The sequence below is a fragment of the Thalassotalea profundi genome (assembly GCF_014653195.1).
Lineage (GTDB): Bacteria > Pseudomonadota > Gammaproteobacteria > Enterobacterales > Alteromonadaceae > Thalassotalea_B > Thalassotalea_B profundi.
The window spans coordinates 90,054-103,174 of the sequence record NZ_BNAH01000002.1 but is presented as its reverse complement, the minus strand read 5'-3'; the positions used below and the strand labels follow the sequence as shown (position 1 = coordinate 103,174).

Annotated in this window: 8 protein-coding genes; 5 read left to right on the top strand and 3 right to left on the bottom strand. The window is 34.4% G+C overall.

Annotated features, from left to right (window positions below; all coding sequences use genetic code 11):
• Positions 1-77: 77 nt before the first annotated feature.
• Positions 78-4,655: an EAL domain-containing protein gene (locus IE155_RS02600; RefSeq protein WP_189376549.1), complete on the bottom strand. Its 4,578-nt coding sequence runs from the start codon at positions 4,653-4,655 to the stop codon at positions 78-80.
• 126 nt (positions 4,656-4,781) lie between these two features.
• Complete coding sequence (locus IE155_RS02595; RefSeq protein ID WP_189376548.1) at positions 4,782-7,550, bottom strand: insulinase family protein; 2,769 nt, start codon at positions 7,548-7,550, stop codon at positions 4,782-4,784.
• A 189-nt stretch (positions 7,551-7,739) separates the two neighbouring features.
• Here IE155_RS02595 and sixA point away from each other — a divergent pair, with 189 nt between their 5' ends.
• A complete protein-coding gene (gene sixA, locus IE155_RS02590; protein WP_189376547.1) occupies positions 7,740-8,213 on the top strand; it encodes a phosphohistidine phosphatase SixA in 474 nt (157 codons plus the stop codon).
• Between the two features lie 26 nt (positions 8,214-8,239).
• On the opposite strand, the gene smrB is transcribed toward sixA, so the two are convergent.
• Positions 8,240-8,782 (bottom strand): endonuclease SmrB, encoded by a 543-nt coding sequence (gene smrB, locus IE155_RS02585; protein WP_189376546.1) that lies wholly within the window; start codon positions 8,780-8,782, stop codon positions 8,240-8,242.
• 85 nt (positions 8,783-8,867) lie between these two features.
• Here smrB and prmB point away from each other — a divergent pair, with 85 nt between their 5' ends.
• The 4 genes from prmB (at position 8,868) to IE155_RS02565 (ending at position 12,965) form a co-directional block, all read left to right on the top strand.
• Positions 8,868-9,809, top strand: coding sequence for a 50S ribosomal protein L3 N(5)-glutamine methyltransferase (gene prmB / locus IE155_RS02580; RefSeq protein ID WP_189376545.1), 942 nt, complete (start codon positions 8,868-8,870; stop codon positions 9,807-9,809).
• 2 nt (positions 9,810-9,811) lie between these two features.
• Complete coding sequence (gene aroC, locus IE155_RS02575) at positions 9,812-10,897, top strand: chorismate synthase (protein ID WP_189376544.1); 1,086 nt, start codon at positions 9,812-9,814, stop codon at positions 10,895-10,897.
• Between the two features lie 127 nt (positions 10,898-11,024).
• Complete coding sequence (locus IE155_RS02570; protein WP_189376543.1) at positions 11,025-12,182, top strand: MFS transporter; 1,158 nt, start codon at positions 11,025-11,027, stop codon at positions 12,180-12,182.
• A gap of 48 nt (positions 12,183-12,230) precedes the next feature.
• Positions 12,231-12,965, top strand: a complete 735-nt coding sequence (locus tag IE155_RS02565) for a sulfotransferase family protein (RefSeq protein ID WP_189376542.1) — start codon at positions 12,231-12,233, stop codon at positions 12,963-12,965.
• Positions 12,966-13,121: the final 156 nt, after the last annotated feature.

Below are 13,121 nucleotides of genomic sequence, written 5' to 3'. Positions count from 1 at the left end.
AAGTATGCCATTGTTAACAGCCCTTTATTTTCAGGTTGTAGGGCTAGTTTAGGATTTGCGTCAAAAAAATGTATTCACTAATATTTATTAAACGACGTAGATTTGTCGGTGATTTGATGAGAAAGCAAATAACTTCGAAAATCCTTCTCTGGTAATGGTTTACTGTATAAATACCCTTGTAGTTGTTCGCACCTTAAGCCTGCTAGAAAACTCAATTGTTGATTGGTTTCAACGCCTTCAGCTACAACTTGTAATCCTAAATTATGCGCAATTGTTACTATGGTGGCGACCATATTACGTCCTTGCTCTGATGTTTCAATATCATCAACAAAAGCTTTATCTATTTTTAGGGTATTGAGAGGGAATTTTTTTAGATACGCTAGAGAGGAATATCCAGTACCAAAATCATCTAATGACAAATGTATTCCCATCGCTCGTATTTGTAACATAGTGTCAATGGCCGCTTGTGGAGAATCCATTACTGTTCCTTCAGTGATTTCTAGTTCTAAATACTTAGCTGGGAGTTGACTTTCTTTTAGGATATCTGAAATCATGCCGACAAGGTTAGGCTGGGTAAATTGCACAGCAGATAAGTTAACAGCAATTCGCCCGTCAAATAAACCACTATCAACCCATTGTTTAGTGGCAAAACAAGCTTTTCGTAAGACAATTTCGCCAATATCTATTATCTGCCCCGTTTCTTCTGATACAGGAATAAATACCACAGGACTAATAATCCCTTTTGAAGGAGTTTCGAAGCGGACTAATGCTTCCATACCTGCTATTTTACCTGTTGAGATTTCAATTTTAGGCTGATAGAAAACAGAGAAGTAATCTTCTTTTAAGCCGTGACGAATTAAATTTTCTATTTGTAAACGTTTCACTGCTTTTTTATTCATTGAGTCGCTGAAAAACTGGTAACGATTACCGCCTGCATTTTTTGCATGGTACATAGCCGTATCTGCATTTTTCAGCAACTCATGAGGGTTTGCGCCATCTTCAGGATACAGAACAATACCGATACTTGAAAAAAGCACAACTTCTTGGTTTCTTAATTTTAATGGCTCTGCAATTGTTTTAAGGATTTGCTTTGCGATAGACGTAATTGTATGAATATCATTGGTATCTTCAACGATAATACTAAACTCATCACCACCTAAACGGTAGACAGTATCATGAGATCTACCTACACTTCGTAAACGCTCAGCTACTTTACATAATAAAATATCGCCAACTTCGTGGCCCATGGAGTCGTTAACCTTTTTAAAGTTATCAAGATCAAAGACCAATAAAGCATGAGGTATTGTTGATTTAACCAAGCGTAACTGATTAGCTTGAAAATATGACCGGTTTGGTAATGTAGTTAATGTATCGGTATTGGCAAGTTTTCTAAGTTCTGCCTCTGTTTCTTTACGTTTAGTTATATCGGAAAAAACACCAACAAAATGAGAAATGTTACCGCTCTCATCTCGTATAATATCGATATTTAAATCGGTCAGGTATACTTCGCCATTATCTCGTACACTTTCTATCTCACCATGCCAGCCATTTTTCTGTAGTAAATGTTTTTTAACGTTTTGAGTAAAACTGTCAGGATATTGACTAAATTTCATACTTGTACCAATCATTTGTCGCTTAGTTTTATTCGTGATTCGTTGGTAAGACTTATTCACGTCAACAATATTGAATAAGCGGTCATAAATAATAACGGCATCAGAAATATTTTCTATGCATTTGGCAAATAATTTTAAGCGTTCATCAGCCTTTTTTATTTGACTAATATCCTTTAGTGTTCCTGTCATTCTTGTAGGTTGGTTTTTTTCATCGCGCTCAACGACTTTTCCTCGATCTAGTACCCAAACCCACTGATTATCTTTATTTCTGACTCGATAAGTGGCTTCAAAATGATCTGTTTTTTCATTAAAGTGTTCATCTAAAGCGTCACGAATTCGCGGCATATCATTCTCGTGAACATTTGTTTTATCACCGCCCACGTTACGTTTACCATCTTGTGGAAATTCAAGGATCCCCCAAATATTAGAGCGGTAAATTTTGCCACTTTTAATATTCCAATCCCACATCTCATCGCCACTCCCCCACAGAGAAAGTTTCAAGCGCTCTTCACTTTGTTTTATTTGTAAATGGTAAAGGCGCTTATGGCGCATTTGTTGGAATAAGTAAGCAATAACTAACAATGTCATCAAGCTATAAATAAGTATCGCACTATTTGACAACCACCAAGGAGGTTGGATATGAAGTGGTAAATTTTTACTTTTAAACACTGTAGGATCTAGTACATCATATACTTGTAATTCGAAGGTATAGTTACCTGCGCTTAAATTTGTATAAGTGGCATAACCTTTGTCTGAACTTGTTTCAATCCAGTTGTCTTCTAGACCTTTTAAACGATATCTATAGGTAATATCTTGTGGCATTTCTGCATTGGGAGAGCTAAATTCAATGGTAATAGGAGAATGGATATATTTTAGAGTTAATAAATCTAGGTTATTTAATTGTTGAGGAATGTATAGCTCTGATGGTTTACTTTGTTCATTTTGAGCTTGTGGTTTCATACCTACTTTAATTTCTTTATTTGCTATTAGAAGCCGAGTTAATATTGGTTTGTTAAAGTGATGAGTTGTTGGCTGTAAATCAGCGATATTAAAATATCTAAAACCTTTTAAACCACCAAAATAAGCGATGCCAGAGTTAGTAATTAAAGAACTACCATTTAAATACTCATTGTTTTTTAAATCAAACGGACTTTCAAACGTTCTTACCTTTTGAGTTTTTGTTGATAAGGCTGAAATACCTTTATTGGTACTGAACCAGTAATTGTTGTTTTCATCAATTTGTATATCAGCGATAAAATTATTACTTAAACCACTTTTTTCATTAAAAACGTATGTTTTTTGAGTGAGTTTGTTTATTAATAAAACCCCTTGGCTTTCTGAACCAAGTAAAAGCCAGTTATTATTGCTTTTAATTGAAATGGTTTTGCTAGTGACGAAATTATCTTGTGCGATATAGGGAATATTAATTAATTTATCTTGGGTAATATTGTATTGATAAATTGAACCATCATCTGTAACCAACCAAAATATGTTTTTATCTAACTTTTTATCTATATCAAACGCTAAAATTTTGTGGTGTTGTATGCTTGGCTTATTACTTATTTTTTTTGTTTCAATGTTATAGCTTGTTAACATCCCATCTATATTAATAAACCAGACATCAGATTCTAAAAAGATGACTTTCCGCCATGCTTCTAATTGTAAAATATTTTTCCATAATGGATGTTGTGTGATCTCACCATTGGTAGCTAATGAGTATAACTCATCATTCTCAGTTAAGAGTAATATTGAACTACCGTTTGAGACTAATTGATAAATAGGAGTCTTTAGATCTGTTTTGACATGTTGTAAGGTTTTATTCTTGTCATCTAATTTATACAGCTCTCCGTTGCTAGAAAACCACACACTATTATCAAGCTCAATAAAAGATTCAACAGAGCTATTTAATAAAGGACTAATTTGATTACTACTCTTGAGAAGGTTGGCATTAGGGTCGTAAATATTCACGCCATTTCTAGAACCAATCCAAATTTTATTATAAGCATCTTTTTCTAAACTAAAGATATCATCATGTGAAATTGATGTATGAATATTCTTATCAGTGTAATACTCGCTAATTTCCCCACTCAATAAGTTAATAACTTTTATTCCATTATTAGTTGCTAGCCATACATGTGTGTTGTTTACATTTTTAATGCTTTTTATTGAAGTAATTAAAGATGGAGATTTACTATCATTAAATTGAAATTTCTCAATAATTTGATATGCCTGGTTTATAACAAAAACACCATTGTTAGTGGCAAGCCAGTAATTATCATCGATGGTCTCAATTTGGTGTAATGAGTCCGTTGGAAGTTGTAGGTTCCATTTATTTTTATCATCGAGAGATACAGCAAATGAAAAATCTTCACTAATAATATATATCCCATTTTCGTATGTCCCTAACCAATAATTGCCTTTTGCATCTTGGAATATCGTCTTAATTTCTTTTAGTTGTTCAGTAATTCCACGAACTTTAATTGTAGAAAATGTCTCAGATATTGGATCATACTTATGTAATCCAGATTCAGTAGATACCCAAATAACATTTTTATTATCTTGATAAACGTCCCAAATAATATTGTCTGATAAGCTTTCTGGATTACGATCTTCGTGAGTAAAGTTATCAAAATTATCTAATTTGGGGTTATAACGACTTAAACCATCATAAGTTCCAATCCAAAGAGTACCTGATTTATCAATAAAAAGGTTACGAATAAAATTATGTGCGATTGAATGTGGGTCAAATACATCACTACGATAGTGGACAAATTCTGTGCCGTCATAACGATTGAGACCATCATCTGTTGCCACCCAAATAAAGCCTTGTTTATCTTGAACAATATCATAAGCAAAGCTTTGGGAAAGCCCGTCATATGTATCTAACTTTTGAAAGCGAATTTCTGTATTAATATAAGGAATCGTAATTTCTTTGGCGTGAATACTAGGGATGCAAAAGCTAAGTAGTATTACTAATAAACTCAATGAAAAAGAAATTTTTTGTAGACGACTAATATAGTGTCGAATTGAAAATTTATGCACAAATATAACCTGCTCGAAAAACGAAAATTAAGCCAAAAAAACGTCGGCTATAAGGTTCTAATAATTTTTATTATTTTACCCATTACAAATCATGCCTAGTTTGAAGTCAAATTGTTATCGGCCAATTTAATATTTAGTTGAGCAAATGTTATTAATTTCTATTAATTTGGTGGTTAAATCATCAGAAACTGAATTTTTTTCAGTTTTACATGATAGTAGTGAAATAAAATCGGGTGTTTGGTTTATTGAGGAAATGTTTTCTAAAATATAATTTTTAAGGTCGTTGCGACTTATTTTTAAAAGTTCTTTAATTAAAACAGATTTTTGGGAAAAATTGTGATCATTATTACAAATAGAAGCCCAGAAACGTTGGCTTTTTATTCGTAAACTTGAATCTTTTTCTTGTAATTGGCTGGCTAAACCTTTGAGTAAATGTTGCCAGTCTTCCTCACTAGTTTTTTCAATAATTTTCACACTAGTATTTATAAAGGTTTTCATTGCCGATTCTAATTCACTTGCGGGAATATTAGGTGATTGGATATAAAAAGCCAGACCAGGGTATTTATTAATGGGTACAAAACTTACACCAACAAGATAACCAAATTGCTTTTCGGTTCTCATTTCTTGAAAAAAATCAGGAGAAAGTACTTGGCTAGCTAACATAGTTTTAGCGGTCATAGCTAATGTTTTACTTAACATTGGAAAGTAAATTACACAGGCATGATCATGCTCAGGTAATGTCAGTGGTAATTGTAACTGGCCTTGCTTTTCAATATTGAGAACAGGCACAGCCACTTTGTTTTTATCGCTGTATTTCTGTTGAAATGTTTGCTCTATTATACTTTTCAAATTTAATGCATGCTGTTTATGCCAATTACCATGCATAAACACATCTATTGATATTTGACTAAATAGATTTTGATAAAACGCTTTAAATGTCTGAATGCTTATTGGAGCTAATGCATCTGCGAGTAATTGACTGCTTGGATTTGAAGGTTGCATTAAACTACTAAGGATGGCAAATAGCTGAGAAATTGATTTGTTATTATTCGCATTTTCCCAGTGAGTTAATAATTGTTGCTTAAATAGGTCAAATTTATCTTCAATACATTGAAATTCTTGTAGACGTTTTAATAGGTGTTTAAGTAATTCAGGCTGTTTTTCGCTTAAGCCTGACAGTTGTAGAGTTAATCCTCCTTGATTGGAGTATAAATGGTAATTAATACCTGCTAACTCCGCATCGTAAAACTCTTCTACAATATCATCGCTAAATAAATCAACAAAAAGCCGAGTCATTGCGATATTTTCGACACTTTCAATAACGCTAGGGTTGTCTATATTAATATAAATATAACCTTTTGGTACTTTAAACAGGGTGTCTTGTTGAAACCAAATAGTTAAGCCGCTTTCTTGACTAATAATTTCAGGTAGTAATCTTTTTGGTTCTTCGTTAGTCAGGATTTCTGGTTGTACTACAATATAGTTGTTTTTAGGCGGTAAAAATAAGGCATCATTATTCTTACATGACGACCATTTTTGAATTAAGCTGTTAGTAATTGGCGAAATGGAATAAGGCACCCGATACCACTGACTAACATGATCAAAATCTTTGTTTTTTCCAATAGCTATTAAGCGCATATTTTGTGGTTTTAAAAAACTCAGTAAATATGACAAAAGATTTCGATCAAGCCCATCCATCGCATAATCACCATAAAGCACATCGTCGTTGGTGTAATGTTGCATGCTTATCGCAAGTTGGCATGCTGAATCAATAGGTTTTGACTTTTCATGGTATTGAAATGAGATCTCGGCGAGTGATTTTTTTTCTTGATAATAAAACTCAGCTAATTGAGCTGGTTCTATCAGTGCAATATATTGAAAAACAATGGTTATTATTTGGTTTATGTTAGCTTCACCTGTATCGGTGAGTTTTATGCTAATATTAAAGTCTTTAAAATTAGCACCATGAATTCCAGAACCAGCTGTTAACGCTAAGGCTAAATTCTGCTGTTTTAATAAGGATAAAATACTGCCTTTACCTTCATGCCCTAAAAGGTAAACGAGTGTGGCTTCTGGTTTGTTACGATAAAATTCATTTATATTTGGTAATGCAAAACTAATAATTAGTTGTTTATCATCTTTTACCGGTTGTACTTTTATGAGCTTTTGTAAATGCTCTGGCAAATAAAGAGGTTGCTCAATAGTATTGGCTTTTCGTTGGGCAGCATTAACGGCACTAAATTTTTCTTTAGCTATTTGAGATAGCTCTTCAATTTTTTGAGGGCCTTCAAGTACTAACGTCATTGCTTTGGCTAAGTAATAATCTTCAAAGAAGGTTCTTACTTCAGCATGTAATTGACTGTTTTCATGATCTGCTAATGTTTCACTATTACCAACAGAAAATTTAGCGAATGGGTGCTGAGGATTAACGGTTTCTTTGTGAACGTCGTATAAGCGACGAATGTCGTCTTTTAGTTTGAGTTTAAATTCGGCATCAATATTCTTACGCTCTTTATTAACAAACTCTTGTGATAATAGTGGTGAAATAAAGAACTGGCTAAATCTATCTATAGCTTCATCAAAGTGGCTATGATGAATATCAAAAAAGAAACAAGTATGCTCTGTTGCTGTCCATGCATTATTTGAACCGCCGTATTGACTGATAAATTGCTGGTATTCACTGCCATCTGGGTATTTTTCTGTACCTAAAAACAGCATATGTTCTAGAAAATGAGCAAGCCCTTGTCGTTCAATAGGATCATTAAAGTGCCCAACGTTGACAGCTAATGCGGCGGCAGATTTTGAAGATTCATTATTATGGACGAGAAAAACTCTTAGCCCGTTAGCTAAAGTGAGAGCTTTATACTGTTTATGGTCATTAGGACTTTTTTTCAAAAAACACCAACTAAAAACGATTTACCATCATTTTTCTAGATAAAAATCATTATTATAATTATTATCCCTTTAAATTACCTGAAGGAATAATAAGAGTCTAATATATTCTGAACTTGGGCTATTACAATTGTGCATTATCCTTTACTATAGCCGCAAATATACTACTTCACTCATTAATACGAGTTTTTTATGCAACTTTTTGTCATGCGACATGGCCAAGCAAACCCTTTTGGAAAGGCCGATGCCGAACGTGCTTTAACTAAGTGTGGCTTTGATGAAGTCGATAAAATAGGGCAGTGGTTAGCCATTGCTAATCATAAAATTGATAAAGTTTTAGTGAGTCCATATATGCGAGCACAGCAAACGGCCAAACAACTGATAAAGTCTTCAGGTATTAAAGTGCCTTTAAATACGATAGATTTTATTACGCCGGAAGGAAATGCCGCACAAGTACATGATTATATTGATGGGGTATTTGCGAGCGAGGAGGTAGAGAGAGTTTTAATTGTTTCACATATGCCTTTAGTTAGCTATTTAGTTGCAGAACTCATTAAGGAGCAAAATGCTCCGATATTTCAAACAGCCGCCATTGCACATATTGAGTATGATCCTAGTACAATGAAAGGGCGTTTAATACAAATTATGAGTCCAAACGAACTTTAAGATGATTAAGTAAATCAATTTTTTATTTAATCGCGTGTGAATTTATCGTGTAATTCTATTAATACCAATAATGCACCGTTTCCGCCCCACTCTAATGGGGCCTGATGAAAGGCGATTACATCAGGGTGTTGTACCAGCCAGTGAGGGACTTTGTTCTTAAGTATTCGGGTGCCTAATCCATGTACAATACAAACACATTGCGCGTGCTCTTTTTGACATGCATATAAAAGGGCGGCGATCTCTTTTTTAGCTTGCTGTTGATCAAGGCCATGTAAATCTAAAATTAAATCAGGGGTATAAGCGCCGCGCCTTAAGTTTTTAGCTTCGTAGCTATGGGCATTATCTCTAACATACTTGACCGGACCGTTACTCGATAAATTAGGCTCAAATTCATCAGAAAAATGAAAGCTAGCTACCTGTTGAGCTTGTTTTTGTTGGATTAATGTTGATTTCTTCTTGATGGTTCTTTTCGACGGGTGTATTGTGTCCTGCACCAAAGGCTTGACCTTACCTATAGCCTCTTTGAACAGCTGTTTTTCTTGTGTTGATAACGCATCTTTAAATTTCATTATTGAAGTCTAAAAATATCTACTGTGAATAACAAGTAAAATGGCATTTTAATCTTAATTACATTTTAATTAATTGGGGAATTTAGTGTCTCATTTCAATGTTAATGAAATTTCGCAACAACTTCACACCATTGGCGATTATATTCGATTTGCAACTAGTACGTTTAATCGAGCCGATTTATATTTTGGCCATGGGCATGATAATGCGTGGGATGAAGCAATAACATTAGTGATGTTTACATTAGATTTACCAAGTGAATTAACTGAGCACACCTTACAATGTCTGCTACTACAAGAAGAAAAAGAAGAAGTGCTGGCGCTGATCGAACGTCGTGTAAATGAAGAAATTCCCGCAGCGTATTTAATTAATCAAGCTTACTTTGCTGGCCTTCCATTTTATGTTGATGAACGTGTTTTAGTACCGCGTTCTCCTATTGCTGAACTTATTGAGCAGAGATTTAGTGGGATTATTGACGATGCACAGCCAATTGAGCGCATATTAGATTTATGCACAGGTAGTGGCTGTATTGCTGTTGCATGTGCCACCTATTTTCCCGAAGCGGATGTTGACGCCGTTGACTTGTCAGTAGATGCTTTAAATGTTGCTCAAATAAATATTGAGAATCATGGTTTAACAGAACAAGTTATTCCTATTAAGTCTGACGTATTTTCTGGGCTTGAAGGGGAAAAATATGATTTAATTGTGACTAATCCTCCTTATGTTGATATCGATGATGTTGAATCTTTGCCTGCAGAGTTTCAACATGAGCCAGAGATGGGATTAGGCTGTGGAGATGATGGTTTAGATATTGTAAGAATCATATTGGCACAAAGTGCCGAACATTTAACCGATAATGGCTGGTTAGTATGTGAAGTTGGAAATTCTCAAGTCCATGTGCAAACAGTATATCCTGAAGTTAACTTTCATTGGTTAACTTTTGAACGAGGTGGTCATGGTGTGTTTGCAATATCAAAAGCACAGTTAGAACAATATAAAACAATTTTTAATGAACGGGTGAAAAAGTAATCATGTCAGGCAATACATTCGGTAAGTTATTTACAGTAACCACTTTTGGCGAAAGTCATGGGGTAGGATTAGGTGCAATTATTGATGGTTGTCCACCAGGCATTGAGCTTTCTGAGGTTGATCTTCAAGTTGATTTAGATCGCAGACGTCCAGGTACTTCTCGTTATACCACAGCACGTCGAGAACCCGATCAAGTGACTATTATGTCAGGTGTTTTCGAGGGTAAAACTACAGGCACACCTATTGGTTTAATGATTGAAAATACTGATCAACGCTCAAAAGATTATGGCAACATTGCACAATCTTTTCGTCCAGGGCATGCTGATTATACTTATTGGCAAAAATATGGCATTCGTGATTATCGCGGTGGTGGTCGCTCATCTGCTCGAGAAACTGCAATGCGAGTAGCCGCCGGTGCAGTAGCTAAAAAATATTTAAAGCAAAAATTTAATGTTGAAATTAAAGGCTGTGTTACTCAAATAGGCAATGTAGTTGCTGAAACGATTGATTGGCAACAAGTCGAACAAAATGCTTTTTTCTTCCCCGATGTTAATAAACTTAATGCCTTAGATGAATTGCTAAGAGGGATTATTAAAGAGAAAGACTCTATTGGCGCTAAAATTATGGTGGTTGCTGAAAATGTACCGGTTGGTCTAGGTGAGCCTATTTTTGATCGTTTGGATGCTGATATTGCTCATGCTTTGATGGGAATAAATGCGGTTAAAGGTGTTGAAATTGGTGACGGCTTTGCTGTGGTAGATCAAAAAGGATCACAACATAGAGATGAATTAACACCAACAGGTTTTGCAACGAATCATTCAGGTGGTGTACTAGGTGGTATTTCTTCAGGACAAAATATTATTGCTTATGCTGCATTAAAACCAACATCAAGCATTGGTGTTAGTGGTAAAACTGTTGATGTAACAGGTAAAGCAACAGATATTATTACTAAAGGTAGACATGATCCGTGTGTAGGAATTCGTGCAGTACCTATTGCTGAAGCTATGGTTGCTTTAACTTTAGTGGATCACTACTTACGTCACCGTGCACAAAATGCGGATGTGGTTTGCGATACACCAAAAATATAATTAAAGTCTGACTCCGCTCAAGAGTGTTAATCGTAATAAAAGTACTTTATTACCTTAACACTTTTTTTTGCTGAAGCGATAAGCAACTTTTCAATTCAATATTCCCTATAACTAGGTTAACCATTTTATGTCATCACTGTTCGTAAAGTCGTCAAATACGTATTTTTGGTACTTTGCAGTACATGGCTTAGTCATCCCTTTTCTTGCATTATTCTTAAACTATCGTGGTTTTAGTTCACTAGTTATTGGTGAATTATTGGCGATCTATACTGCATCTCGGATTATCGGACCTACGGTTTGGGCAATCTTTGCGGATAAAACTGGAAAGCAATTATTTGTTATTCGTTTAGGGGCTTTTCTTGCTTTTGCATGTTTTAGTTTATTATTTTGGGTTCAAGGCTATTGGCCTATTGCTTTTGCGTTAGCGATGTTTAGCTTATTTTGGACTGCAATTTTACCTCAGTTAGAAGTCATGACTAATAGGGCCGTTAAACGTAGTCCTAAAATTTATGCTCGCATACGATTGTGGGGAAGTTTGGGCTTCTTTGTTGCGTCAGTTGTTGCAGGAGAAATTATTGATGTATTTTCGCCAGAAGCATTCACTTGGTTAGGTTTTATTATTTTGCTTAGTCTTTGGGGGGCCACTCTATTATTAAAACAACCTAGAGCATCTATTCAATCGTTGGTTAATAATAGCTCAATTTTTAATAAAATATTCTCTAAAACCTTCTTCTGGTTTTTTATATCGGGACTACTATTACAAATAAGCTTTGGCCCATTCTACACATTTTTCGCTTTATACCTACGAGATTTAGACTATCCGAGTTATGCTGTAGGACTTTTTTTAGGAGTTAGTGTTTTTGCTGAAATAGGTATCTTTTTAATTTTAGGCACGTTATTTAAATACTTCTCTTTAAAGAGTCTATTAATTGTAAATTTAGGCTTTTCTGCAATTCGGTGGTTTATAACAGGAAATTTCGCTGAAAGTGCTTGGATTTTAGGGCTAGCGCAATGTTTACATGCTTTTAGTTTTGGTATGTATCACAGTGTGTCTATACAATATTTACAACAACATTTTAATCATAACCAACAGAACCGTGGGCAAGCGATTTATATTGCTGGTGTTTACGGAATAGGTGGGGCAATAGGCGCTTTTGTCGCGGGCATTTATTGGCAAGAGGGTGTAGGAGCCCAAACGGCCTATGAGTTGGCTACTTATTCTGCAATAATAGCAATTGTTTTTGCTTGTTTTATCCCTTCAAAGAGCACTGTAAAAAAACGTTAATATAGCTTTGTTAATATGTTGGTAAGTTAATCTAACTATATGTAGCTTATGATTTCACATCAATTTAATTGTGTTTTTGTACATATCCCTAAAACTGCGGGACAGAGTATTGAACATTTTTTCTTAAACCTTCACAATTTAACATGGAAAGAAAAAGATCAATTATTGCTAAAGAAAAATACTGACCCTCAGAAAGGACCAGAGCGTTTAGCCCATATGACTGCAAAAGAGTACTATCAGTGTGGACATATTGAACAAAAGGATTATCAACACTACTTTAGTTTTTCTTTTGTGAGAAATCCATGGGAGCGTCTAGTTTCGGAATATTTACACAAAAAAATTGATAAGAAAATGTCGCTTAAAGAGTTTGTTTTACATGGTTGGCCAAGTCAGAATATTTTTTGTGATAAATATAGGCACATTATCCCCCAAGCAGATTATTTATATGATGAATATGGACAACAGTTAGTAGACTTTATTGGAAGGTTTGAAAATTTACACAATGATTTTTCGTATGTTTGCAAGCAACTAAATATAGCAGATACGTCATTACCACATAAAAATTCTTCTTATGGCTTTCGACGTTTAATCACTCGAAAATTTAGACACCTTTTTCGCACAGATAAGCGTGTGAATAGTCATTATAGTGAATATTATGATGATGAATTGCAAGAGATAGTAGCTGAAATATATGCTAAAGATATTGAGCTTTTTGGTTATGAATTTGATAAGCCTGCATATAATAAATTAAATGCTCAAGTGAATATAGCAACTGCTAGTTAGTGTAAAAAAACCTTAATGAAAATATAAAGGATGAGATTATAAATTCATTAAGGATAACGGTATATAATTAAAGCTTTTAGTTGCTCACCGGATTAAATTTACCTACTTCTGTGAATTACAACGTTCTGTTGTACTATAATTAATATTTACATTCAA

What these genes read in the sequence shown, in the direction of transcription:
- IE155_RS02570 (WP_189376543.1), top strand. Translation starts at nt 11,025, where the DNA reads ATGTCATCACTGTTCGTAAAGTCGTCAAATACGTATTTTTGGTACTTT.
- sixA (WP_189376547.1), top strand. Translation starts at nt 7,740, where the DNA reads ATGCAACTTTTTGTCATGCGACATGGCCAAGCAAACCCTTTTGGAAAG.
- IE155_RS02565 (WP_189376542.1), top strand. Translation starts at nt 12,231, where the DNA reads ATGATTTCACATCAATTTAATTGTGTTTTTGTACATATCCCTAAAACT.
- aroC (WP_189376544.1), top strand. Translation starts at nt 9,812, where the DNA reads ATGTCAGGCAATACATTCGGTAAGTTATTTACAGTAACCACTTTTGGC.
- smrB (WP_189376546.1), bottom strand. Translation starts at nt 8,782, where the DNA reads ATGAAATTTAAAGATGCGTTATCAACACAAGAAAAACAGCTGTTCAAA.